Annotated in this window: 30 protein-coding genes; 24 read left to right on the top strand and 6 right to left on the bottom strand. The window is 35.9% G+C overall.

Annotation, left to right across the window (positions count from 1 at the left end):
* Positions 1-66 precede the first annotated feature (66 nt).
* The gene (locus Q0Y84_RS12340) at positions 67-441 is read left to right on the top strand and encodes a GH25 family lysozyme (protein ID WP_366791814.1); all 375 of its coding nucleotides are present in this window, start codon (positions 67-69) and stop codon (positions 439-441) included.
* 34 nt (positions 442-475) lie between these two features.
* Positions 476-949 (top strand): hypothetical protein, encoded by a 474-nt coding sequence (locus Q0Y84_RS12335; RefSeq protein WP_366791812.1) that lies wholly within the window; start codon positions 476-478, stop codon positions 947-949.
* Positions 950-1153: 204 nt separating this feature from the next.
* Here Q0Y84_RS12335 and Q0Y84_RS10095 read toward each other — a convergent pair whose 3' ends face one another.
* Positions 1154-2029, bottom strand: a complete 876-nt coding sequence (locus tag Q0Y84_RS10095; RefSeq protein WP_297953226.1) for a YitT family protein — start codon at positions 2027-2029, stop codon at positions 1154-1156.
* Between the two features lie 89 nt (positions 2030-2118).
* Between Q0Y84_RS10095 and Q0Y84_RS10090 the strand changes: the two genes are divergently transcribed.
* Positions 2119-3318: a CCA tRNA nucleotidyltransferase gene (locus Q0Y84_RS10090; protein WP_297953224.1), complete on the top strand. Its 1200-nt coding sequence runs from the start codon at positions 2119-2121 to the stop codon at positions 3316-3318.
* 39 nt (positions 3319-3357) lie between these two features.
* Here the strand turns inward: Q0Y84_RS10090 and Q0Y84_RS10085 are convergent, their stop codons facing one another.
* Positions 3358-4023, bottom strand: a complete 666-nt coding sequence (locus tag Q0Y84_RS10085; protein ID WP_297953222.1) for a hemolysin III family protein — start codon at positions 4021-4023, stop codon at positions 3358-3360.
* A gap of 114 nt (positions 4024-4137) precedes the next feature.
* Here Q0Y84_RS10085 and Q0Y84_RS10080 point away from each other — a divergent pair, with 114 nt between their 5' ends.
* The 11 genes from Q0Y84_RS10080 to Q0Y84_RS10030 all read left to right on the top strand — a co-directional run bounded on the left by Q0Y84_RS10080 (position 4138) and on the right by Q0Y84_RS10030 (position 15239).
* Entirely contained in the window at positions 4138-4989 is an 852-nt protein-coding gene (locus Q0Y84_RS10080) for a DegV family protein (protein WP_297953220.1), read from the top strand.
* Positions 4990-4991: 2 nt separating this feature from the next.
* Positions 4992-5222 carry a YozE family protein gene (locus Q0Y84_RS10075; RefSeq protein ID WP_297953218.1) on the top strand — a complete coding sequence of 77 codons (231 nt, stop codon included), beginning with the start codon at positions 4992-4994 and terminating at the stop codon, positions 5220-5222.
* A gap of 86 nt (positions 5223-5308) precedes the next feature.
* Positions 5309-6148, top strand: coding sequence for a ribosome biogenesis GTPase YlqF (gene ylqF, locus Q0Y84_RS10070; RefSeq protein WP_297953216.1), 840 nt, complete (start codon positions 5309-5311; stop codon positions 6146-6148).
* Complete coding sequence (locus tag Q0Y84_RS10065) at positions 6145-6897, top strand: ribonuclease HII (RefSeq protein ID WP_297953214.1); 753 nt, start codon at positions 6145-6147, stop codon at positions 6895-6897. The genes ylqF and Q0Y84_RS10065 overlap by 4 nt, the downstream gene beginning before the upstream one ends.
* A 59-nt stretch (positions 6898-6956) precedes the next feature.
* On the top strand, positions 6957-7805 hold the full coding sequence (gene dprA, locus Q0Y84_RS10060) for a DNA-processing protein DprA (protein ID WP_297953212.1): 849 nt from the start codon (positions 6957-6959) through the stop codon (positions 7803-7805).
* 65 nt (positions 7806-7870) lie between these two features.
* A complete protein-coding gene (gene topA / locus Q0Y84_RS10055; RefSeq protein ID WP_297953210.1) occupies positions 7871-9982 on the top strand; it encodes a type I DNA topoisomerase in 2112 nt (703 codons plus the stop codon).
* A 23-nt stretch (positions 9983-10005) separates the two neighbouring features.
* On the top strand, positions 10006-11322 hold the full coding sequence (gene trmFO, locus Q0Y84_RS10050) for a methylenetetrahydrofolate--tRNA-(uracil(54)-C(5))-methyltransferase (FADH(2)-oxidizing) TrmFO (protein ID WP_297953208.1): 1317 nt from the start codon (positions 10006-10008) through the stop codon (positions 11320-11322).
* Positions 11322-12230 carry a tyrosine recombinase XerC gene (gene xerC, locus Q0Y84_RS10045; RefSeq protein ID WP_297953206.1) on the top strand — a complete coding sequence of 303 codons (909 nt, stop codon included), beginning with the start codon at positions 11322-11324 and terminating at the stop codon, positions 12228-12230. The genes trmFO and xerC overlap by 1 nt, the downstream gene beginning before the upstream one ends.
* A gap of 8 nt (positions 12231-12238) precedes the next feature.
* The gene (hslV, locus tag Q0Y84_RS10040) at positions 12239-12763 is read left to right on the top strand and encodes an HslVU peptidase proteolytic subunit (RefSeq protein WP_297953204.1); all 525 of its coding nucleotides are present in this window, start codon (positions 12239-12241) and stop codon (positions 12761-12763) included.
* Between the two features lie 12 nt (positions 12764-12775).
* Positions 12776-14173 (top strand): ATP-dependent protease ATPase subunit HslU, encoded by a 1398-nt coding sequence (hslU, locus tag Q0Y84_RS10035; protein WP_297953202.1) that lies wholly within the window; start codon positions 12776-12778, stop codon positions 14171-14173.
* 160 nt (positions 14174-14333) lie between these two features.
* The gene (locus Q0Y84_RS10030) at positions 14334-15239 is read left to right on the top strand and encodes an aldose 1-epimerase family protein (protein ID WP_297953201.1); all 906 of its coding nucleotides are present in this window, start codon (positions 14334-14336) and stop codon (positions 15237-15239) included.
* A gap of 197 nt (positions 15240-15436) precedes the next feature.
* On the opposite strand, the gene Q0Y84_RS10025 is transcribed toward Q0Y84_RS10030, so the two are convergent.
* The 4 genes from Q0Y84_RS10025 to Q0Y84_RS10010 all read right to left on the bottom strand — a co-directional run bounded on the left by Q0Y84_RS10025 (position 15437) and on the right by Q0Y84_RS10010 (position 18123).
* Positions 15437-16594 (bottom strand): site-specific integrase, encoded by a 1158-nt coding sequence (locus tag Q0Y84_RS10025; RefSeq protein WP_297953200.1) that lies wholly within the window; start codon positions 16592-16594, stop codon positions 15437-15439.
* Positions 16595-16679: 85 nt separating this feature from the next.
* The gene (locus Q0Y84_RS10020; RefSeq protein WP_297953199.1) at positions 16680-17363 is read right to left on the bottom strand and encodes a hypothetical protein; all 684 of its coding nucleotides are present in this window, start codon (positions 17361-17363) and stop codon (positions 16680-16682) included.
* 2 nt (positions 17364-17365) lie between these two features.
* Positions 17366-17773: an ImmA/IrrE family metallo-endopeptidase gene (locus Q0Y84_RS10015; protein ID WP_297953198.1), complete on the bottom strand. Its 408-nt coding sequence runs from the start codon at positions 17771-17773 to the stop codon at positions 17366-17368.
* Positions 17774-17784: 11 nt separating this feature from the next.
* On the bottom strand, positions 17785-18123 hold the full coding sequence (locus tag Q0Y84_RS10010) for a helix-turn-helix transcriptional regulator (protein ID WP_297953197.1): 339 nt from the start codon (positions 18121-18123) through the stop codon (positions 17785-17787).
* 178 nt (positions 18124-18301) lie between these two features.
* Between Q0Y84_RS10010 and Q0Y84_RS10005 the strand changes: the two genes are divergently transcribed.
* From Q0Y84_RS10005 to Q0Y84_RS09960, 10 genes are all read left to right on the top strand, one after another.
* The gene (locus Q0Y84_RS10005) at positions 18302-18556 is read left to right on the top strand and encodes a helix-turn-helix transcriptional regulator (protein ID WP_297953196.1); all 255 of its coding nucleotides are present in this window, start codon (positions 18302-18304) and stop codon (positions 18554-18556) included.
* Positions 18556-18849 (top strand): hypothetical protein, encoded by a 294-nt coding sequence (locus Q0Y84_RS10000; protein ID WP_297953195.1) that lies wholly within the window; start codon positions 18556-18558, stop codon positions 18847-18849. Before Q0Y84_RS10005 ends, Q0Y84_RS10000 begins: the two co-directional genes overlap by 1 nt.
* A complete protein-coding gene (locus Q0Y84_RS09995) occupies positions 18850-19164 on the top strand; it encodes a hypothetical protein (RefSeq protein WP_297953194.1) in 315 nt (104 codons plus the stop codon).
* Positions 19161-19403, top strand: coding sequence for a hypothetical protein (locus Q0Y84_RS09990; RefSeq protein ID WP_297953193.1), 243 nt, complete (start codon positions 19161-19163; stop codon positions 19401-19403). Before Q0Y84_RS09995 ends, Q0Y84_RS09990 begins: the two co-directional genes overlap by 4 nt.
* A 9-nt stretch (positions 19404-19412) precedes the next feature.
* Positions 19413-19634 carry a helix-turn-helix transcriptional regulator gene (locus Q0Y84_RS09985; RefSeq protein ID WP_297953192.1) on the top strand — a complete coding sequence of 74 codons (222 nt, stop codon included), beginning with the start codon at positions 19413-19415 and terminating at the stop codon, positions 19632-19634.
* A 7-nt stretch (positions 19635-19641) separates the two neighbouring features.
* Positions 19642-19821, top strand: a complete 180-nt coding sequence (locus Q0Y84_RS09980) for a hypothetical protein (RefSeq protein WP_297953191.1) — start codon at positions 19642-19644, stop codon at positions 19819-19821.
* Positions 19822-19922: 101 nt separating this feature from the next.
* Positions 19923-20300 carry a hypothetical protein gene (locus tag Q0Y84_RS09975; protein WP_297953190.1) on the top strand — a complete coding sequence of 126 codons (378 nt, stop codon included), beginning with the start codon at positions 19923-19925 and terminating at the stop codon, positions 20298-20300.
* Complete coding sequence (locus Q0Y84_RS09970) at positions 20293-21171, top strand: DUF1351 domain-containing protein (RefSeq protein WP_297953189.1); 879 nt, start codon at positions 20293-20295, stop codon at positions 21169-21171. Before Q0Y84_RS09975 ends, Q0Y84_RS09970 begins: the two co-directional genes overlap by 8 nt.
* A complete protein-coding gene (locus Q0Y84_RS09965; protein WP_297953188.1) occupies positions 21171-22145 on the top strand; it encodes an ERF family protein in 975 nt (324 codons plus the stop codon). Before Q0Y84_RS09970 ends, Q0Y84_RS09965 begins: the two co-directional genes overlap by 1 nt.
* 1 nt (position 22146) lies before the next feature.
* Positions 22147-22844, top strand: a 698-nt coding sequence (locus Q0Y84_RS09960) for a helix-turn-helix domain-containing protein (protein ID WP_297953187.1), incomplete at its 3' end; no start/stop codon positions are given.

Here is a 22844-nt window from a genome sequence, read left to right as displayed (position 1 = left end):
AACCAGTAGATCAATTGCCAAAACCTGAGAGTTCTGTTCAAGCAGATACTAAGGATGTGACTGCAGATGGCAAGTAGACAATTAGGGATTGATGCGGCTGTATATCAAGGCACTAGCATGACTGCTTATCATAATGCTGGCGCAAAATTTGGCATTATCAAACTGACTGAAGGTATAGGTTACATTAATCCTAAAGCTCATTACCAAATTAAGTCATTACATGCTAATCACATGTACGTCCACGCTTATCACTTTGCGACTTTCGGTTATAGCGTAAGTCGTGCTAAAGCTGAAGCAAAGTTTTTCGTAAATCGTGCTAAAGCCGAAAACATTAGTAAGAAACGCTATTTGTGGCTTGATTGGGAAACTGGTAGTGGCAACTGCGTTACTGGAGGTAAGGTGGCAAGTACTAAGGCCATTCTTGCCTTTATGAAGGTATGAAGGGTATAAGGTTGGCTTATATAGTGGTGCTAGCTTGCTTAGAACCGCAATTGATACTAAAAAGATCATCCAAAAGTATGGCACATGTATCTGGATAGCATCTTATCCAACTGATTATGCTGCTGAGCCAGATTTTAACTATTTTCCATCTATGGACGGTGTAGCAATCTGGCAATTTTGTGATAACTGGAAAGGTCTTAGTGTGGACGGTAACATTAGTTTGATTGACCTCCACAAAGAAACTATGACTGAGCATAAGACAATCAAGCCGATTGAAAAGCCTAAGCCAGAAAAGAAAACTGGTGTAGTATATGCGCCTGTGATTAACCATAATCCTAACTGGATGATCCAGTTGATGAATGGTACTGGTCATTATACTGGTAAGTACATCAAGACAAATACGAGATGGAAATATTTCGACGTGAGGTCGATTAAAGGTATGAAATGTTATAAGCTAGGCACCGACAAGCAATGGGTACCTGCAAAGTTTTTAAAAGTAATTGAATAAAAAGGAGTTGAAAAACTCCAAATATCGTAAAGACCGCCCTAGGATCCTTGTCCCAGAGCGGTCTTTTTTTGTTTTGCTTGACACACATATATAATTGCTTTCTATGAAAATAATGTTTGCCTATTTTTAGACTTTCCTGCTTTTTTCCTGCTTACAGATTTATAAAATGATTTTTAAGTCAGAAAAACCTTGGTAGAGTAGGAGCTAGAAGAAGTGATGTGGCTTTTTATAAGTGAATCCTTCACCTAACGCTTCATGTACTTCAATAATTGAAACAAATGCATTAGGATCTTCTTGCTTAATTAAATCCTTAATTGTAGCAATTTCTCGCGGTGAAACTACAACGTAAATAACTCTTTTTTCATCTTGTTTGTAGCCACCTAGCGCTTTTAAATAAGTGAAACCACGATCTAATTTTAGATCAATCATTTTACCGATTTGCTCATATTTATCCGAAATAATTAATAAACCGCGTGCTGTATAGGCACCTTGCTGGACGGTATCCATTACGCGTGATAAAACAAATGAAGCTAATAAAGTATATAGCATATGTTTAATATCTAAGTAAGAAAGGGATGCAAAAAGCACAATTGCATCACAGATTAAAAGCATTTTGCCGGAAGAAATACCGAACTTAATTTGGCAAATACGGGCGATAATATCAGTCCCACCTGAAGTGCCATTATATCTAAAAACTAATCCTAGTCCAATCCCAGATAGTAACCCAGCAGAAATTGCTGAAAGGAAGAGGTCGTGTTCTAAATCTAATTGTTTTATAATAGATGTTGAATGCCAAAACCATAAGAAAAAGGAGAGACTAAGCGTTCCCCAAATCGTATAGGCTAGAAGGCGTTTTCCCATAAAGCGGTATCCTAATAAAATTAAAGGAATATTCAGTACTAGGGTTGATAATCCCATGTTAATGCCCCAGAAGTGTCGCAGAAGTAATGAAATCCCACTTAGCCCCCCATCGGCTAATTTATTGGGGACAGAAATTATGTCTAGGCTCAGTGCATAAATAGCACAACCTAGTGCAATCATGAGGATATCAATTATGATGTTTTTACCAATTTTACGCATAATGATTACCTCCTTTATATCTTTTCTTTAATTTTAACAAAGAGAATAGCAAAAGTAATAATAAAGATAATAAGAATTGGATTTTAATAATGATGAAAATAGATAATTTACCAGAGATTTTTATTAAAGCAATGCCTGTTTTACAAACATTAGAGGAAGCAGGTTTTGAAGCATATTTTGTTGGTGGATCTGTACGTGATATTTTGCTGCAACGTCATGTTCATGATGTGGATATTACTACCAGTGCTTATCCAGAAGAAGTAAAGGAATTATTTAATAAATCAATTGATACAGGAATTAAACATGGTACAGTAACCGTGCTTTATGGCGGTGAAAGTTATGAAATAACTACTTTTAGAACAGAATCAGGGTACCAAGATTTCCGTCGGCCTGACCATGTAACTTTCGTGCAAAATTTGGATGAAGACTTAAAACGAAGAGATTTTACCATCAATGCATTAGCAATGAATACACGAGGAGAAATTGTTGACTTATTTAATGGTCTTGATGATTTGAAAAATCATGTTATTCGCGCTGTTGGTGATCCAGAGAAGAGATTTCATGAAGATGCTTTGCGAATGATGCGTGCGGTTCGCTTTATGAGTCAGCTTGAGTTTAAGTTAGAAGCTAAAACACAACAAGCAATTAAGGATAATCATGAATTACTCAAAAAGATTTCTGTTGAACGAATTCGTGAAGAGTTTGTTAAATTAGGCTTGGGTCCCCATGCTCGCCAAGCATTTCAAATTTTTCTTGATACAAATTTGAGTGAAGATGTACCAGATTTTGCGGGTAAAAAGGACCAGCTGGCTATTTTCCCGCAATTACAGTTTAGTCCTACCATGGAAACTAGTTTGTGGTCGTTGATTATTTTGTTGTTAAAAATCCCTAATGAACAGATTCATCAGTTTATGCGAGACTGGAAGAATTCTAATGCGATGGCTGAACAAGTGGAACGAATTATTAACTTATTCGATTTAATTTCTAGTCGTGCACCAAGTGATTATGAACTGTTTTTAGCTGGAGAAAAAACATTGATTAATACAATTGATGTTGCTCATATTATTGGACAACCTATTGCTTCAGAAGCATTGATTGATCGTTATATGGCTTTACCAATAAAAAAAGCAACTGAATTAGTTGTTGATGGAAGATTTTTAATTGAGCATGGGATGCAACCTGGGGCTAAGTTGGGCAAAACTTTGAACCGAATTCGTGAATTAGTTGTTTCAAGTGAAATTGATAATAATCAAGAAGCAATTGAAAAGTATTTAGGTACAATTGAATAAAAAGAAAAAATGTAGCAGTTTTTTCACTGCTACATTTTTTTAAACATAAATTAAAACAGAAAAATACATTAAAATTGACCCCAGCATAACGAATAGGTGCCAAATAGTGTGAATAAACGGCACATTACGTATGCTGAATAGAATGGCACCAATAGTATAAGCAATACCACCACTGACTAATAGCCAAAATCCGGTGGGACTTAAGCGAACATATAAATAAGAACCTGATAAAATGACTAACCAGCCCATTGCAACGTAGAGAATTGTATCAAGAATGACGTGTTTACCACGATTAAAAATGTAGTAAATAATGCCAAAAATGGTTAATCCCCAAATTAGTCCAAATAAAGTCCATCCCCAAGCACCACCAATTGCTACAAGTGAATAGGGCGTGTAAGATCCCGCGATTAATAAAAAAATTGAAGAATGATCAAAAATTTGAAACAATTTTTTTGCACGGGTAAATACTAAACTATGATATAGTGTTGAAAATAAATAAAGTAATACTAAGCATGAACCGTAAATGGTAAAGGTGACAATTCGCATCGGACTTCCTGTATGAGCTGCCCGTACGATTAGGACTACTAGACCGGCAACCGCGAGTCCAAAGCCAATTCCATGTGTAATAGCACTAAAAATATTATCTAAAAGGTAATATCTTTTAGATCGTTGTTCTGGCTCTTGCCAAAGCTTAATAGCTTTCATAAAGTGTAATCAATCCTTTTTTCTTCTAATCTTTTTTTGATACAATACATTATATGCGTTGCTCACATTTTATCATAAATTGAGTAAACAAATTAGAATTGAAGGCGAAATACATTGTCGAAGATAAAAGTTATGACGGACTCTTCCGTCCAATTAACCCCAGAAGAAGTTAAAAACTATGATATTACTGTTGTTCCGTTGACGATTACCATCGATGGTAAATCATACGTGGACGGTGTTGATATTACTAGAAGCGATTTTGTTAAGAAAATGAATGAAGCTGAAGGTCTGCCTAAGACTAGTCAGCCACCAATTGGCCGATTTGTTGATGTGATAAAGAAATTGACTGCTGATGGTAGCCAAGTAATTGGCATCTTTTTAGCTAAAGCTCTTAGTGGAACAATTGATGCAGCTCGTCAAGCTGCGGAAATTGCTGGTCAAAGTGATAATATCACTATTATTGATTCAGAATTAACAGACAGAGCAGAAGGTTTTCAAGTGTTAGCAGCTGCTAAAGATGCTCAAGCTGGTAAAAGCATGGCAAAGATTGTTGCTCATGTTGAAAAGATTAGAGCCAATCAGAAATTGGAAATGATGGTAGTTAATTTAAAGAACTTGATTAAGGGTGGACGTTTAGGTGCTCTCTCCGGTCGAATTGCTACCATGCTTAATATTAGAATTGTGCTTCAAATGCCCCATGGCAATTTGATAGTAGCGAAGAAGGGGCGAGGAAAGAAATTTACTCGTGCCTTTGATGAACGTGTTTTAAAAGAAATTGCAGAAAATAAAGATCGCATCAAAGAAGTAGGCATTTCGTATGTTGATACTCCAGAACCAATGGCAGAATTGGCTGATAAAATTCGCGCAATTAATCCTGAAATTAATGTTTTGGTAGCAGAGACTAGTCCAATTATCGCAACCCATGCTGGTAATGGAGCTTATGCGATCTTATATCATGTGGAGTAATTATGGCTTATCGAGAGAGTTTTTATCGCTATTTAATGACACAAAGAGATGCAGATTCAACTGATGAAGTAGCTCAATTTGCAAATAATGCACAGCATGACTTAACTTTTCCTAAACAAGAGCAAAATTATGAAGAATTGTCAGATTATTTAGAATTAAATGCTAGTTATTTGCCAAGTATGTCAATTTTTGATCGTGCTTATCAAATGTATGAAGATAAGATGATGTATTAAGTCCCAGCCTGCTAGTTGCCTGGGCTTTTTTATTAAATATGAAGAAATAAGATAGATGTTATTAAAAAAGAAAGAGGAGAGATAGTATGGCAACGATTCAATGGTATCCAGGGCATATGAATAAGGCTCGTAATCAACTAGAGGACAAATTGGGTTTAATTGATGTTTTGGTGGAAGTACTTGATGCCCGAATTCCACAAGCCTCAAGAAATCCCATGATTGAAGAATTAGTAGGTAATAAACCACATATTATCATTTTAAACAAAGCTGATTTAGCTGATCCTGTTTTAACTAAAAAATGGGCAGCAGAATTAAGTGGCGATAACAAATATGTCTTAGCACTTGATTCATTGCACAATACTAATATGCAAAAATTAATTTCTTTAGTAAAAAAAGCAGCGGCAGCTAAAACAGAAAAGTTAGAGGCACGAGGTGCATCAAACCCCACAATCAGGATTGCATTAGCAGGTATTCCTAATTGTGGTAAGTCAACAGTAATTAATCGTTTAGTTGGTCGAAATGTTGCAGAAGTAGGTAATAAACCAGGGGTTACTAAAGGACAGAGATGGTTAAAAACAAGTGCTAATATTCAAGTTCTTGATACACCGGGAATTTTATGGCCTAAATTTTCTGATCAAGAAGTTGGCTATAAACTAGCTGCTTTTGGCGCAATTAAAGATAGCGTTTTTCATGCAGATGATGTTGCATTATTTGTTTTGGAAAACTTACGCAAATTTTATGGCAAAGATTTACTTAAATTTTCTAAATTATCGGAGCAGCAAATTATGGATTTAGTCGATCCTGATTTACTCTTAACAATGACAGAGAAGTATGGCATGCGTGATGATTATGATCGTTTCTCATTGTTCATGTTGCAAAAATTGCGCAAGGGTGCGATTGGAAGGATTACATTAGATAGACCATGACAATTAAAGAGATAAGAGAACTGCTAAAAAAAGATATTACTGAAGAAGAACTTAAATCTTTAGAAGCTGATCCAAGAGCAGGTGTCCAAAAACTATTGGCCAGTTATCGCAAGCGTCAGGCAAAATTATTAGCTAAAAAAGAAGATTTTATGCACCGCTTTAGCTATGAAAGCAAGTTTTGGCAAAAGGGTCAATTGGTAGCCGGAGTAGATGAAGTTGGGCGAGGACCACTAGCTGGCCCGGTAGTAACGGCTGCGGTAGTGATTGACCAGAATTTTGATTTATTAGAAGTAAATGATTCTAAAAAATTAAGTCCTGAAAAAAGGTTACAACTGTATCCCCAAATATTAGCTAAAGCTGTTAGTGTAGGCATTGGAGTTAAAAATACTGCGATAATTGATCAGATTAATATTTATGAAGCTGACCGACAGGCAATGGCTCAAGCAGTACAGGAACTTGATGTTAAGCCAGATGCCCTTTTAGTTGACGCAATGGATGTTCCAATCGATTTGCCACAAGTTAAACTAATTAAAGGGGATGCTAAATCGAATTCAATTGCTGCGGCTTCAATTGTAGCTAAGGTTTTTCGAGACAAATTAATGGACAACTATGGTGAGCTGTATCCTCAATATGGTTTTCACCATAATGCAGGTTACGGTACTAAAGATCACATCGATGCATTGAAAAAATATGGTCCAACTCCGATTCATCGTAAGACTTTTGCTCCAGTTAGTGATTTTTTTAAATAAATTTCAATTTATAAAAAATAATGGCTACTTTTTGCGTAATAAATAGTGGAGGCTTTTTTATGAAAAAAACAGAATTTCTACTAAAATTAAAATTGCAAAAAGGAATAGGCTATGTAAAATTACTAACAATTGCCAATCAGTTGACTGATGAAACGGAAATTGAATTTGAAGAGCTAGAGCAAGTTGAATTAACTGATGAACTAAATGAAGCATGTTACCGCGCTTTTCAAGATGAAAATTTAGATCGCTTAGTCCAACAAATATCTCAACAATGTAACGTAATTAGCTTTTTTGATGAAGCTTACCCCGAAAAATTACGACAAATTTATCGTCCGCCATTAGTACTATTTACTCGAGGCGATATTTCTTTACTGCAAAAAGAAATTATTACAATTGTTGGCTCTCGTTATCCAACTAAGTATAGTCAAGACGTAATCAATCGTTTGGTACCTAATATAGTTCAAGCAGGCCAGGTTGTAGCAAGTGGTTTGGCTAAGGGAGTTGACGCTCTAGCCCATAAAGCTGCTCTATTTAACCAAGGAAAAACGATTGCTGTTATTGGAAACGGATTAAATTTTTCATATCCAGTGCAAAATTTTGCTCTGCAAGAAGAAATTATTCAAAAGGGTTTATTAGTAAGTGAATATTTACCTGATACACCACCACGTCCGTATAGATTTCCAGAACGTAACCGTATCTTGGCGGGATTGAGCCAAGGTGTAATTGTTACTGAAGCTAAGGAAAAATCTGGTTCATTAATTACCACTAGCTTAGCCCTACAAGAAAATCGTGACATTTATGCAGTTCCAGGACCAATTACTAATGCTTTATCCGCAGGACCTAATCAATTAATCGAAGCAGGAGCTACACCAATCGTTGATTTTAAATTTAACAAGATAAAGATTTGACAATTTAGAAACTATTGGTTATTTTTGGACTGTACCCATAAAATAATAAATTAAGGAGGCATCTAATGCCTACTAAAGCAAAAAGTAAAACAACTAAAAAGCGAAAAAAGATATTAGTCATTGTGGAATCCCCTGCAAAGGCTAAGACGATTGAAAAATATTTAGGAAGAAATTATCATGTGATTGCTTCAAAAGGGCATATCCGTGATTTGCCTAAGTCACAAATGGGAATTGACTTTGAAGATGATTATAAGCCAAAGTATATTTCTATTCGTGGCAAAGGCGATACCATTAAAGAGTTAAAGAGTGAGGCCAAAAAGGCTAAAGACGTATATTTGGCATCTGACCCCGATCGTGAAGGAGAAGCTATTGCTTGGCATGTGGCTCATGCTTTAAATCTTGATGAAAAAGCTAAAAACCGCGTAACTTTTAATGAAGTTACTAAAGATGCGGTTAAAGAAAGTTTTAAGCATCCACGAACGATTGATATGGACACAGTTGACGCTCAGCAGGCACGACGTGTCCTTGATCGAATAGTTGGTTACTCGCTTTCGCCAATTCTTTGGGCTAAAGTTAAAAAAGGTTTGTCAGCAGGACGTGTGCAATCAGTTGCCTTAAAGTTAGTGATTGATCGTGAAAAAGAAATAAAGAACTTTAAACCTAAAGAATATTGGTCAATTGATGCAAAATTTGCTAAAGGAAAAGAAACTTTTAAGTCTGCTTTTTATGGCATTGATGGTAAAAAGAAAGAATTACCTAATATTGATGCGGTTAAAGAAGTTTTAGCAAAAATAGATAAAAAGAAGAATTTTGAAGTTGAAAAAGTTGTTGCTCGCCAACGTCGCCGTCAACCAGCAGCTCCGTTTACTACTTCAACAATGCAACAAGAAGCTAACAAGCGTTTAGGCTATCGTACTCGTAGAACAATGAGTATCGCACAACAACTATATGAAGGAATCTCTTTAGGTAAGCAAGGTACAGTAGGTTTAATTACTTACATGAGAACTGATTCCAAGAGAACATCACCAGTTGCTCAACAAGAAGCTTCTAAGTTTTTGCATGAAAAATACGGAGCAGAATTTGCAGCTAAAAGTCAACGCCACTTTAAGAATCAAGAAGATGCGCAGGATGCCCATGAAGCGATTCGTCCAACATCTGTTTATCGTACACCTGAATCATTAAAGAGTGTTTTAACTACAGAGCAATATCGTTTATATAAGCTAATCTGGTCACGCTTTTTAGCTAGTGAAATGACGCCAGCTGTTTATGATACAGTTCGGGCAGATATTGCGCAGAATGGTGTGATTTTTAGAACTACTGGCTCTAAGTTGAAATTTGCTGGTTTTACTAAGGTTTATGACAATCAACAAGAAAAGAGTATCGATTTACCTGATCTTGAAGAAGGCGATAAGGTCAAGTTAACTAAATCTGATAATAAGCAACACTTTACTTTGCCACCGGCACGTTATACTGAAGCTTCCTTAGTACATGCTTTGGAAGAAAACGGTGTTGGTCGTCCTTCAACTTATGCACCAACGATTGATACGATTCAGCGACGCTATTATGTTAAACTTGATGGCCGCTCAATTGTACCAACTGAGTTGGGCGAAATCGTTGATGGTTTAATTGAGAGCTTCTTCCCAGATATTACGGATGTTGACTATACTGCTCGTCTTGAAAGTGAGCTAGATGAAGTTGAAGATGGTAAAAAGGATTGGGTTCATGTTGTTGATGAATACTACCAACCATTTAAGAAAGAATTGAACAAAGCAGACAGTGAAATTGAAAAGGTTCAAATCAAGGATGAACCTGCTGGCTTCAATTGTGATATTTGTGGTGCACCGATGGTCATTAAAATGGGACGCTATGGCAAGTTCTATGCTTGTTCACGTTTCCCAGATTGTCGTAACACCAAGCCAATTGTTAAAGAAATTGGTGTGATTTGCCCTAAGTGTGGTAAGGGACAAGTAGTAGAAAAGAAGTCACGTAGAAATCGCAAGTTCTATGGTTGCTCACGCTATCCAGAATGTGATTTTGTATCCTGGGATAAGCCGGTTGGCAGAAAGTGTCCTAATGATGGTCATTTTTTGGTGGAAAAACATTCAAAGAAGGGCCCTGTTATCCTTTGTCCAAATGGCGATTATCGTGAAGATAATGAAAATGAAAAAAGTAATTAAAAATAGAAATTGTAGGTGAAGAAATGCCAGAAAACGTAACTGTAATTGGTGCAGGACTTGCTGGTAGTGAAGCTACATGGCAACTAGCTAAGCGTGGAATTCACGTAGATCTTTATGAAATGCGACCTAAAAAAGAAACACCAGCTCATGAGACTGGTGAATTTGCAGAGCTGGTCTGTACTAATTCAATGAGATCAAATCAGTTGTCTAATGCGGTAGGTCTTTTAAAGGAAGAAATGCGGCATTTAGATTCGTTAATTATGAAGGCTGCTGATAAAACTCAGGTACCTGCTGGTGGAGCATTAGCTGTTGATCGTGATAGATTTAGTAAATATGTAACTGACACTTTGCGTGGGTTAGATAATGTAACTGTTCATGAAGAAGAAATTACTGAAGTTCCCAAAGACGGGATTACAATTATTGCCACTGGTCCGTTAACCAGTGATGCTTTAGCGGAACAGATTCAAGAATTTTCTGGAACTGATAGCTTACATTTCTTTGATGCAGCAGCTCCAATTGTAGCAGCTGATTCAATTGATATGGATATTGTTTATAAGAAATCACGTTATGATCGTGGTGAAGCTGCTTACTTGAATTGTCCAATGACTAAGGAACAATATGAAAAGTTTAGTCATGAATTAATTAATGCAGAAACAGCTCAACTGCATGGCTTTGAAAATAACGATGTTTTTGAAGGATGTATGCCAATTGAAGTAATGGCAGCACGGGGTGCTAAGACAATGTTATTTGGGCCACTTAAACCAGTTGGTTTAGAGGATCCGCATACTGGTGAAACTCCTTATGCAGTTGTACAATTACGACAAGATAATGCGGCAGCATCCATGTATAATATTGTTGGATTCCAAACTCACTTAAAATTTGGTGAACAAAAACGAGTATTTTCAATGATTCCAGGGCTGGAGAATGCCCGCTTTGTTCGTTATGGCAAGATGCATCGCAATACTTATATGGCTTCACCAGACGTTTTAACAGCATCATATGAAGCTAAAAAGCGTCCAGGTTTGTTTTTTGCTGGTCAAATGACTGGGGTAGAAGGATATGTAGAAAGTGCTGGAAGTGGATTAGTTGCTGGTATTAATGCATCGCGTGAAGCCTTAGGGGAGGAGACAATTAGTTTCCCTAAGGATACTGCTTTAGGTTCAATGGCTAATTATGTAACTACAACTAGTGCTAAGCATTTCCAACCAATGAATGCTAGTTTTGCACTTTTACCTGCACTAGAAGGTAAAAAGATTCGTAAGAAGCGTGAGCGGCATGAGAAGATTAGTGAACGTGGTCTTGCAAGTTTAGATAAATTTAAAACGGAAGTTTTAGATTAATGTCTCAAAAGCAAAATGAATTAGATCAGTTTTTGTCCTATTTAAAAAATGAACGGCATTACAGTCCTAAAACGGTATTAGCTTATCAAACAGATTTAGCTGAAGCCGAAAAATTCTGGCGTGAAAATGATGGCTTTCCAGGCTGGACTAAAATAAAAGAACGTGATATTCAAATTTATTTGCAATATTTGGCAGAACGTAAACTAGCACGAAGCAGTCAATTACGTAAAATGTCCAGTTTGCATTCCTTTTATCGCTTCTTAACTCGGCGGAAAATTGTAGCAATTGATCCCACTCAGGCAATTACTTTGCGCCGAGGTGAAAAAAAATTGCCACAGTTTTTTTACCAATCTGAATTAAAACAAGTTTTTGAATCATTGAAAGGAAATAAACCGTTAACAATAAGGAATTTAGCTATGTTTAAATTGTTTTATGCAACGGGGATGCGAGTAAGCGAGGTTAGTGATTTAACCTTAAAGCAAATTGATTTTGATTTAAAGACGATTTTAGTTCATGGTAAAGGAAACAAAGATCGATATGTCGCCTTTGACGATGAGACAAAGAAGGCTTTAATTGATTATTTAGACAATGCTCGTCCATTATTGCAAAAAGATAACGATGAGCAACATGTATTCTTAAATAATCAAGGAAAAGGCATTACTAGTCGTGGAATTGAGATGGTAATGCAAAAAACTTTTAATCAAGCGGGAATTAGTGGTAAAGTACATCCACATGAGCTGCGTCATAGTTTTGCAACTGCAATGCTTAATAATGGAGCAGATTTAAGGAGTGTCCAGGAATTATTAGGGCATAGTAGTTTATCTGCTACCCAGATTTATACTCATGTCACGATGGCTCACTTAAAATCAGATTATCAAAAATATTTTCCTCGTAATAAAGAAAGTTGAGGTTTACAATGACAACGATTTGTTCAGTAAGATTTAATGGTAAGACAGCAATCGCCGGTGATGGTCAAGTAACATTAGGTGAAAAAGTGATTGCTAAGGCAACCGCACGTAAGATTCGTCGGATTTATCATGACCGTGTAGTAATTGGCTTTGCTGGTGGCGTGGCTGATGCTGTTAGTCTTCAAGATATGCTTGAAGGCAAGCTTGAAAGCTATTCAGGTGATCTTCGTCGTGCTGCAGTCGAAATGGCCCAAGCATGGAGAAAGGATCCAACTTTACAAAAGTTGAATGCAATGTTAATTGCCTTTGATGATAAGGATTTACTTTTGATTTCAGGAAACGGTGAAGTACTCGAACCTGACGAAAATGTTGTTGCAATTGGTTCAGGCGGTAATTTCGCTCAAGCAGCAGCTATTGCTATGACACGTCATGCTAAAGAAATGAAGGCCGACGAAATTGCACACGAAGCTGTTAAAATTGCTTCAGGAATTGATGTCTTTACTGATGATCAAATTGTTACCGATGAAATTTAGGGAGTAAAGAAAATGGCTATTAAAACCCCAAAAGAAATAGTTAGAATTTTAAATGAATACATTATTGGTCAAGATGAGGCCAAAAAATCAGTAGCGATTGCACTTTATAACCGTTACCGTAGAATGCAATTATCTAAAGAAATGCAACGCGAGGTTACACCTAAGAACTTGTTAATGGCTGGTCCAACTGGTGTTGGTAAGACTGAAATTGCTCGTCGTTTAGCTGATATTGTTGAGGCACCTTTTGTTAAAGTAGAAGCAACAAAGTTTACTGAAGTAGGTTATGTTGGACGCGATGTTGAGTCAATGGTACGTGACTTGGTTTCTGAAGCTGTTCGCATGGAAGAAAAAGACCAGTTTGCCCGTGTTAAAACTCAAGCAACTAAAGAAGCTAATAAGGAATTAGTTCGTTTATTGGCTCCAGCAGAAAAACATGAACGTCGTGAAAATCAAATGCAACAAATGCAAGATATGATGTCCATGCTGATGGGAGAAAATAATCGTGAGGAAGATCATGAAGATGATGTTTCTGATGATGTTCGTAATAAACGGATGGATGTAGCTGAAAAATTAGCTAAAGGTTTGCTAGAAGATCATGAAGTTACTATTGAAGTAGAACAAGCTCCTAAAGCAAATCCAATGAGTGATATGATGGGCCAAATGGGCATGGATATGGGTTCAATGCTCACAGATTTAATGCCTAAGAAGAAGGTTAAGCGTACTTTATCAGTTAAAGATGCGCGTGAGGTCCTAATTCAAGAAGAATCACGTAAGTTAGTTGATTATGATGCTATTTATCAGCATGCAATTGAAAGAAGTCAGAATAACGGGATCATCTTTATTGATGAAATTGATAAGATTATTGCTGGTAATAAACGTAATTCTGGTGAAGTTTCTCGTGAAGGTGTTCAAAGAGACATTTTGCCAATCGTTGAAGGATCAACTGTTAATACAAAATACGGTCCAGTTTCGACCGATCATATTTTGTTTATTGCTGCAGGGGCTTTCGCTGAAAGTAAACCTAGCGATTTGATTCCAGAACTTCAAGGACGTTTTCCAATTCGAGTTGAACTTAATGCATTGACTAAGGATGACTTTGTAAAGATTTTAAAGGATCCACAAAATTCGTTGCTTAAGCAATATATTGCCTTAATGAAGGCTGATGGAATTAAATTAGTCTTTACTCAAGAAGCAGTTGATAAAATTGCTGAAATTGCTTTTGATGTTAACCAAGGAACTGATAATATTGGTGCTCGTCGTCTTTCAACTATTTTGGAAAAGCTTTTAGAAGATGTTCTTTATGAAGGTCCTGATATGGAAATGGGTGAAATTACAGTTACTGAAGCCTATGTAGAGGATAAGTTGGGCGATATTATTATGAATAAGGACTTAACCAAGTTTATTCTTTAATTGATCAAAAAATCACTAAAAAGGTATCCAAATTAAGATTTGGATGCCTTTTTATTTTTATTTTATTCTGATTTATTAGTGTATTAATGTTAAAATATAAGTAATTAAGCGATTACATTATGATTTTTATATTGTTTGATATGTAGAGGAAAAATTAGTTATGGATTACACAATCAAGAATAATATGATCGAGGTAGTGATCTCTGATCATGGTGCTGAAGTTCAAAGCGTAAAAGGTCGCCATACTGGTGAAGAATATATGTGGCAAGCTGATCCTGAAGTTTGGGGAAGGCATGCTCCTGTACTTTTTCCAATTGTAGGTCGCCTCAAGAACGATGAATATAAGTATCATGGAAAAACTTACCACATGAGTCAACATGGTTTTGCTCGAGACTACAAATTTGAAGTGGAAAATCATACACAAGAAAGTATCACTTTTTTATTGAAGGATAATGAAGAGACTCGCAAAGTTTACCCATTTAAATTTGAATTTAGAGTTAACTATAATTTGATGAATAATTTATTGGAAGAAAATTTTAGCGTAGTTAATAAATCTGACGAAACGATGATTTTTGGTGTAGGCGGACATCCAGGTTTTAATTTGCCGGTAAATAATGGTGAAAAGAAAGAAGATTATTACTTTGATATGCATCCATCAATAGCGCGGGTTCAGATTCCATTGAAAGGTGCATATCTTGATTGGAATAATCGTTCACTGGCTTCTACTGATAGTTTTATCGGTTTAAGTGATAATCTATTTAAAGATGATGCTTTAATTTATGAATTACATGGACATGATAATAAAGTATCTTTAAGAACTGATCAAAGTAAGTTTCATATTAATGTTTGGACTAGAAATGCACCTTATGTAGGCATTTGGTCACAGTATCCTAAGACTGCCAATTATGTATGTATTGAACCTTGGTGGGGGATTGCCGATCGCGAAGATGCTGATGGTGAATTAGAGCACAAATATGGTATGAATCATTTAGAACCAGGAAAAGAGTTCCAAGCAGGCTTTAGTATTACTTATCATTCTGCTTCTGATCCTGAAGATATTGAATAAAATTATTTCTTAGCACTTGTGCAAAATCAAGTGCGTTTTTTGTCTTCAAAATTTGGTCATAGATTGCAGTAATTTTACAAAAGTATAAGTCTCATTAACGCTATTTAGCTTTATATCAAGGATACAGGCAACGAACCTATTCTTTTAATCTTTCAAAAAAATACTTTCTACGTAAAAAATACGTAAAAAAGTATTTTTTATTCAATATTTAAGTTATTGACCGCATTTTTAATGTTGCTTTTTTGCTTTTGAGTAATATGCGTGTAAATATTTAGTGCTGTTGTTACTCTAGCATGTCCTAAAATGTATTGTACATCCTTAGGGGTTATTTTGTCACTGCCTTCATAAAGTAGTGTAGCTAGACTATGACGGAAGCCGTGAGCGGTTATCTTTCTTAAATTGGGGTTGAAGTGATAAATGCTCTTCATCCATTCCGACACTGCTGGCGAATTAAAAAAGCTACCGTTTTTTGTGTGGAAAATATAATCATTGTCTCCGTTAAAAAATGACTGCTTTTTTCTGTATTCTTTTAAAACGTAACTCAATTTCTTTGATAAAGTTAATTCTCTTTTTCCAGAATATGTTTTAGGCTCATTGATTACTTTTTTATTTTGCAAATCGTGAGCTACCGTGTGATCTATATGTACAATTTGTTTATCAAAATCAATATTTTTCCATTTTAAAGCTAATGCTTCACCGCGCCTTAACCCTAAATTTCCCAAAGTTACAAAGAAAGCATAGTAACTATAATTATGTTTCTTGGCGGCATTTAAAAATTCTTTTAATTCATCTAAATCGTAATAATTTTTCTTTGGGCGGTCACTTTTTTTGGATGATTTAGCAGGAACAACAATTTTATTAAATGGATCATCTTCACACCAGCCGCGCAAAATTGCATACTTAATAAGTCTGTGCAATACATTAATTTTAGATTTAAAACCAATATACTTTTTAGCTAAGCTATCAACAAATTTTTGTAAATGCGTGATGTCAATATTAGTTATATATGTGTCACCAAATTCAGGCTCGATGTGTTTTTCCCAACAGCATTTGATGTTATATAAGGTTGAGCCCCTAACGCTATTTTTTTTGATAGAAAACCAAACATCATAAACTTCTTGAACCGTTTTTCTGCTTAATTCAGCTTTACGGTTATCTGCAACCTTCTTAGCCCCTTCAGCTTTTAACTTAATTTTGGCTTGCTCAGCTTCCTTATAACTGTCAAAGCCTTGTCTAGTAGGCTTAATAGCTTTACCAGTTTCTGGATTGATACCGATGTAGGTTTTGAAACCGTATTTGGTTTTACCTGATTTTAATTTGTAATCGTAAATTTCAGGGTCTTTTTTTCTAGGCATTGTTCTAGTCCTTTCTAAACTAACGTTCTTTTAAAATGTACAAATTAACCCGTCCGCTCGATAGAGTGGGCGGGTATTTTTGCGTTTATTGGGCATCTTCATTTCTACCAGAGTAAAGTGAAAAAGTTGATACCCAATCTTTCTCGGCTGGATTGAAGCTTACCCAATACCACTTTTTATGTGCTGGTGAATAAAGATTGTACGTTTCATCATTCCGTAGTAACGCATCATCACTGCTTTGCTTGTCATTGCCATACTTCAAACTTCTATCTTGCAATAGCTTTTCAATAATTGATTGACAGCTTACAGCATTTTCATAATCAGGCTTAACCATATACTTAATAGCAGTAACTTCGCCATCATAAGCAAAAATATGAACTTTCTTATCATTTTTTGCTGTCCAAAAGTTCTCACCTTTAGTAGCTAAATTTTTATTAAGCTTTTGACCTGGCAAATTTTGGCTTTCTGCGTTTTCACGGTCTTCAACAGTGCGCTTGTATTCCTTTCGCATTTCTTTATCACTGGCTAGGCGGTGGGTTTTAGGGCTGCTAGGCTTAGCTCTATACGTATTAGGATTAGTTAAGTCAGCAATGCTACCAACTACTAAAACAATTGCAATTAAGTAAATCCACCATCGCTTGTGCCATGGCTTTTTTATTTTTTCAGGATGTTCTTTTGCTAAAGTTGAGTTTGCGTTAATTTTATCAATCCAAAACATGGCTGGAATTAAGCCCAGCCCAATTATCAAAAGTATAATGTTTTCTTGCATAGTCATTCCTCGAGTAGTGCGTACTTATGTATTTCTTCTTGCACTTGAAAATAATCAGTTGTACCAAGAGCCTTAGCAATGCTTAACCAATTAACACTGTCTAAATCATTTCCTAGTGCAAAATATTGTTTGATTTTTTCATGAATCCAGAAAACGTTAGCTCCATGCTCGCTTTGAGTATGAACACAATCATCATTTTTATAGTTTCCTTGTATGTTCTTGTCATTTAAAGCATGTCCTAATTCATGTAAAATCACATTTTCGGCTTTTTCATCGCTAAATTTTGAGTTAACGATCATCACATTAGGCTTGTCGTCTTTGCCAGGGACAAACAAGCCAGGGCAGTGCAAGGGAGCAAACTCTAATCTAATGTTTAACTCTTTGAGTAGTTTCTTAACTTTGGTATCCATAACGACGCACCTTATTTTTCGTTATAAATCCTTTTCAATATGCTTCTAACCAATTCTTTGTCGTGTTCGTCCATTTGCTTGCCGTCAAAGAACCTTGCATCATCTATCATGTCGTCCAAGTCATCTTTTTCAGTTGCATTTGATGAACTAATACTTAAATCCAAAAGAATATCGGAAGAAATATCTAAGGCTTGGCAAATCTTTTTAATAGTAGCGATGTCTGGTTCTGCTATGCCATACTCCCAATTGGCATAAGTAGATAATCCAACGCCAACGTATTTAGCAAGTTTAGTTTTGCTCCAGCCGCGCCGCTCTCTTTCGTACTTTAACTTGTCACTAAATTCAGTCATTTTACAACCTCCTATTTTCTTGTATTTATAAATCTAATTATAAGTTAAATACAAAAAAATAGTACTTTTCTATTAAAAACTTGTAGAAAAGTGTTGTAATTTTAAATATTTGTAGTATTATAAAACATGTAAGGAGTTACAAATAACTTGTAGCTTTTAAAAAGTAGGAGGTGAAGAAATGACACAATTTACTAAGCCAAATTCGTCAGAGATTTTGAAAGAATATCTTGCTAATCATGGCATTAAAAGCAAGTACTTAGCTAAGAAGATGGGTATTACACCGACAAATCTAAGCTACTACTTAAATGGACATGGCAAGTTTACCGTTGACTTTGCTTTTGCTGTGAGCAGTGCATTAGAAATTTCACCTGAAATTTTTTTAGATAAAAGTTACAAAAAATTAGTAACTAATAAAAAGAAGGTGGCAAAATAATGGAACTTCTTAACTTAGAACTACTTCAAAGAATGATTAAAAAGATTGTTCGTGAGGTAGTAAGAGAAGAGTTGAAAAAGCGCGGCAATGTGATTGATCAAAAAATGTTCAACCGCAAAGAAGCTGCTAAGTATTTAGGCTTTAGCGGTGGAACACTTGATAAAGCTGTTAGGTTAGGAAAGCTTGACCCAACATTTCCATTTGGCGATGAAGGAAACAAGTATTACTTGCGTGAAGACTTAGATCAGTTTGCGGAGGAATCCAAGCGAAGGTATTTAGAAAAGGCGATTTAAATGACAGTAATTACAAATAAAAAGGTTTACGAAATCGTCAAAGAATTTGGCGTGTTTGACGACAAACCGGATCAATTCAACATTACCAGCGATGAAGATTATAGATTTTATCTCTGGCTAGATAACGGTTCACTAGTAGCTTTTGAACCAGGTTATAAAGGTCTGCAAGACTTGCTAAGTGAAGTGATGGTTAGGTTCTTTGAAAACCGTGAGAAGTCGGAAAAGACAACAGAACTAGTTAATGCGGTTCGTAGGTCAGTAATTGATTATTGCATTGAAAACGGTAAGCAAGTTCAAAGGGAGAAAGCAAAATGAGCAAAGAATACGAAAGAGAGTACGGCAGAACTAAGTTAGATCACGTTTTAAGTCATATGACTAAAGCATTTGGCAAGTTTCTAGAATTCTTAGCAATTCTATTTTTACCATTTGCAATCGTTGAACAGGTTTGCATTTACGGTACAACGCACCCCGACCAAATCATTTCACTGTTACTGGTTTTGATGATCTTTTTAACAGCATTGGCAGTACGTGCCGTAAAGAAGCTTAGAAAGTAGGTGAAAACAATGAATGATGTTGAAAAGTTTGGCAAACGACTTAAAAGGTTTAGAAAAAACAAGCACTACACACAAGAGCGTTTAGGTAGAGAAGTTTATGTAAGTGACACAACCATTGGACGTTACGAGCGTGGCATCTTAATGCCCGATAAGAGAATGGTTTACGAACTAGCACAAGTACTATGCGTAACTCCTGATCGATTATTAGGCTTAGAGAGCAAGGAGGACTAATGAAATTATGGAACGAAATAATCAACAAATTGTATCAGGTGGATCAGCCTTACAGCTTAGACCAGACCAATACAGTGTTCTTGCTAATAGTAATGCTATCAGCACTACTCACGGGTGCTTTTCTGAATTAACTAAGGAAATTAAGCGGGCACTTGGCTTGACAAAGCAAAAAGCCCTTTACTGCTAGCACAGCAAAGAGCTTGAAACTGAAATATTAAAAATAGTTGCAGGTCAAGTCGACCGACTTAACAAGCGTTTTGATATGTTGATTAAGGAGATTATACCGCAATGGAACAATTAAATTCAAGTCAAATTAAAGAAGCTAAGTATATTTACAATAGCGAAAGCTTGCATGACTTAGCTGATGAAGAACCAAATGCCATCTTGTTTTGGGATGGTGATGAACAAGCATTAATTACTAAGTATGTTGATGACTTTGATAATGCTTATAAAACCGCAATGGATTTCTTCACTTACAAACTTAAACGCGACTATAAAGACAATCTAAACGAATTTGCCAAAATGCTGGGCTATGGACTAGGCGCCAAGGCGTTTTCGATGGCTGATTTTTTGATGGATTGGAATGACTACAGTGAAGATTCATTGAAAGAAATCGTTCGCGATGACTTTAATGGGGACTACTTGGAGGACGTTTATAATGGCTGAGAATAATGAATTAATCCAATTTAATGGTATTGAATATCCAGTAAGTTATAAGCCTGCAGAGATCATTTTTCCAAAGTACGGAGAAATGAAAGAGAACATCATCAAGGTTCATGATGAATTTGCACATTGGACAGTAACACCACAAAACATCAAATCTTCAAAAGAGGTTAGAAAGAACCTTAATCTGCTTAAAAGAACAATCAATTCTCAAAGAATTGCGATTACTAGTGGTATTCAGCGGCCTGCAAAGATGTTTAAAGCACAAATTGATGATTTAATTGCAATCATTGATGAAACAAACAAGAATATTGATTCACAGCTTAAACAGTATGACGACAAGTTGCGGCAAGACAAGCATGAACAGCATGTCAAGTTTATTAAAAAAGCGTGTGAAGATGCTGACGTTGATCCTAGTAAGATTAAATACAATGCTAGCTGGGATAACAAAACTTACAGCAACCCTAGATTTGAAGCTGAAGTATATGAGCAAGTTGAAATCTTACACAGGAACAAGCAACAGCTTGAGACAAACAAGCGAATCATCGTTAACAAAGCCAATGAATTGGGCATCCCGTTTGCCCATTACTTCGAGCAACTGCAAAGAGAAGTCCCACTTGATGAAATTCTCAACGACATGCAAGCAGAAAAAGATGAACTGATTGAAATTGCTAAAAAGCAAAAAGAAACAAAAAAGCAAGAGCAAGCTGACCTAGTTAAGCATGGCGATAAGGCGATTGACCCTCAAACAGGCGAAGTTAAGGACAAGACTTATACTTTCAGTCTCGAATTTCAAAACGTTACTAAGTACCAAGTCGATCAATTGAACAGCTTCTTAAAAGACTGGGGAATTAAAGCGAGGAGAATTAAATAATGACTACAAAAGAACAAGGGTTTAGTGATTTTATTGAGCCAAATCAAGAATTAATTAAGAATTTTGACATCAAAAAGTATAAGAAAACGGGCAATGAACCAAAACTAAAAATTCTTACTTATACGAATGAACAGCAGAATCGAAAAGATAAAGCTTCATGGGCTATGCATTTAGCAATGGTCAAGATGGCTATTGTGCAGCCAAAAAAGACACACGAAGTTGAAGTTCGAGGAACCACTCAAAACGGCAAGCCTTATCACTACACTTACAAATATGCTGATTTAGCTGATGTTGATAAGTCAATTATGGACGCTATTAAAGCTACTAAGCAAGATGGTAAGCCAGTGTTGACTTACTACTTCGATATTGACAACGGTGCCGAAGGCGTAACTATTGAAACCGTAATCGTTGATGCGACAACAGGTTACAGCATACGAACCAATAAAGTTTGGTTCAAAAATGTTAACGTTGGTAACGCACAAGCAACAGCAAGCCTGATCAGTTATGGAAAAAGGTATTCACTTTCAGCCGCATTTGGGATTGCAAGCGAAGATGACGACGATGCGCAAGCCCAGAAAATGAATCAATCACAAGTAGTTGATGAAAATGCTATCAAAATAATTTTTGAGGATTACGTTAATAATCACTCAATTAAGGCTAAAAACTGGATTAAGGGTAAGCATGATAAGGCAACAGGCGACTATATAAGACAGTTGCTTGGTGATTACGAGCTTAACCATCATTTAGATAAAACCAAGCAAAAAGCGATTGACCGCCGAAAAGAAAAAGACCGGCAGGTTAAAGAAGCGGTCAAAAAGATAAAGAAACCTAAATCAGAAGACGAGGTAATCAAGGACATTGTAGATAAGCCTAAAGTAGATAAACCTAAAAAAGATCCATTTTCTGATAAAAAAGAAGACGCTTCAATGAGTGACAAGCAACAAAGCTTATTTGATGACATTCTAAGTGATTAGCATGACCGCTAAAAAAAGAAAAACAAGCGAAAACAATCGCAAGTTCAAAGGCGTTTGGATTCCCGCTGAGTATTGGCTTGATGAAAATTTAACGATTATGGAAGTCGTCCTAATTACTGAAATCGATAGTTTAGACGGCGAAAATGGTTGCTTTGCAAGTAATAAACATTTTGCGGATTTTCTTGGAGTAACCTCGGGGCGAGCGTCCCAATTGATTACAGACTTAAAGGAAAAAGGATACATCCAAGCTACTTATACGACTAACAATAATGTTACTCAACGAGTTATTAGGGTAGTTAATAAATTAAATACCCCCGTTAAAAAATTAAATAGGGGTATTAAGAATACTAAAGGGGTATTTAAAAAATGTGTAACTAGTAATACATCTAGTAATACATCTAATAGTAATACAGATAGTAATTCTTCTTCTGGACGAAGAAGAGAAGAAGACCCAGAACGTGAACAAATTTATAAACAATTTTTCCAAATTGCAAGAATGAATGACAAGATGAAGCAAAAGGCTACTAATCCAACCTATGACGAAATTAAGCAACTAAGAAGCTTGCTTTATCGAATTAACATTGACACCCTAAATGCCGTTGTCAGCAAGTTTGACATGAAAATGCAATGGAACATGATTAATGATCCGTTTGCCTATTTGCTGAAAATGCTTCGTGATGGTGTAGCAATTGACAAAAA

Origin of the sequence: uncultured Lactobacillus sp., assembly GCF_947367125.1 — a bacterium.
Taxonomy (GTDB): domain Bacteria; phylum Bacillota; class Bacilli; order Lactobacillales; family Lactobacillaceae; genus Lactobacillus.
Note: the sequence above shows the minus strand (reverse complement) of the source record. Positions and strands in the feature narration are given on the sequence as shown.

Coding starts and splice junctions, on each gene's coding strand:
- topA (WP_297953210.1), top strand. CDS start 7,871: ATGCCTACTAAAGCAAAAAGTAAAACAACTAAAAAGCGAAAAAAGATA.
- Q0Y84_RS09980 (WP_297953191.1), top strand. CDS start 19,642: ATGGAACGAAATAATCAACAAATTGTATCAGGTGGATCAGCCTTACAG.
- Q0Y84_RS09970 (WP_297953189.1), top strand. CDS start 20,293: ATGGCTGAGAATAATGAATTAATCCAATTTAATGGTATTGAATATCCA.
- hslV (WP_297953204.1), top strand. CDS start 12,239: ATGACAACGATTTGTTCAGTAAGATTTAATGGTAAGACAGCAATCGCC.
- Q0Y84_RS10020 (WP_297953199.1), bottom strand. CDS start 17,363: ATGCAAGAAAACATTATACTTTTGATAATTGGGCTGGGCTTAATTCCA.
- Q0Y84_RS10000 (WP_297953195.1), top strand. CDS start 18,556: ATGGAACTTCTTAACTTAGAACTACTTCAAAGAATGATTAAAAAGATT.
- Q0Y84_RS10025 (WP_297953200.1), bottom strand. CDS start 16,594: ATGCCTAGAAAAAAAGACCCTGAAATTTACGATTACAAATTAAAATCA.
- Q0Y84_RS10075 (WP_297953218.1), top strand. CDS start 4,992: ATGGCTTATCGAGAGAGTTTTTATCGCTATTTAATGACACAAAGAGAT.
- Q0Y84_RS10085 (WP_297953222.1), bottom strand. CDS start 4,023: ATGAAAGCTATTAAGCTTTGGCAAGAGCCAGAACAACGATCTAAAAGA.
- trmFO (WP_297953208.1), top strand. CDS start 10,006: ATGCCAGAAAACGTAACTGTAATTGGTGCAGGACTTGCTGGTAGTGAA.
- Q0Y84_RS12340 (WP_366791814.1), top strand. CDS start 67: ATGGCAAGTAGACAATTAGGGATTGATGCGGCTGTATATCAAGGCACT.
- ylqF (WP_297953216.1), top strand. CDS start 5,309: ATGGCAACGATTCAATGGTATCCAGGGCATATGAATAAGGCTCGTAAT.
- Q0Y84_RS10015 (WP_297953198.1), bottom strand. CDS start 17,773: ATGGATACCAAAGTTAAGAAACTACTCAAAGAGTTAAACATTAGATTA.
- dprA (WP_297953212.1), top strand. CDS start 6,957: ATGAAAAAAACAGAATTTCTACTAAAATTAAAATTGCAAAAAGGAATA.
- Q0Y84_RS09985 (WP_297953192.1), top strand. CDS start 19,413: ATGAATGATGTTGAAAAGTTTGGCAAACGACTTAAAAGGTTTAGAAAA.
- Q0Y84_RS09975 (WP_297953190.1), top strand. CDS start 19,923: ATGGAACAATTAAATTCAAGTCAAATTAAAGAAGCTAAGTATATTTAC.
- xerC (WP_297953206.1), top strand. CDS start 11,322: ATGTCTCAAAAGCAAAATGAATTAGATCAGTTTTTGTCCTATTTAAAA.
- Q0Y84_RS10010 (WP_297953197.1), bottom strand. CDS start 18,123: ATGACTGAATTTAGTGACAAGTTAAAGTACGAAAGAGAGCGGCGCGGC.
- Q0Y84_RS09990 (WP_297953193.1), top strand. CDS start 19,161: ATGAGCAAAGAATACGAAAGAGAGTACGGCAGAACTAAGTTAGATCAC.
- Q0Y84_RS09995 (WP_297953194.1), top strand. CDS start 18,850: ATGACAGTAATTACAAATAAAAAGGTTTACGAAATCGTCAAAGAATTT.
- Q0Y84_RS10030 (WP_297953201.1), top strand. CDS start 14,334: ATGGATTACACAATCAAGAATAATATGATCGAGGTAGTGATCTCTGAT.
- Q0Y84_RS10095 (WP_297953226.1), bottom strand. CDS start 2,029: ATGCGTAAAATTGGTAAAAACATCATAATTGATATCCTCATGATTGCA.
- Q0Y84_RS09965 (WP_297953188.1), top strand. CDS start 21,171: ATGACTACAAAAGAACAAGGGTTTAGTGATTTTATTGAGCCAAATCAA.
- Q0Y84_RS10090 (WP_297953224.1), top strand. CDS start 2,119: ATGATGAAAATAGATAATTTACCAGAGATTTTTATTAAAGCAATGCCT.
- Q0Y84_RS10005 (WP_297953196.1), top strand. CDS start 18,302: ATGACACAATTTACTAAGCCAAATTCGTCAGAGATTTTGAAAGAATAT.
- Q0Y84_RS10065 (WP_297953214.1), top strand. CDS start 6,145: ATGACAATTAAAGAGATAAGAGAACTGCTAAAAAAAGATATTACTGAA.
- hslU (WP_297953202.1), top strand. CDS start 12,776: ATGGCTATTAAAACCCCAAAAGAAATAGTTAGAATTTTAAATGAATAC.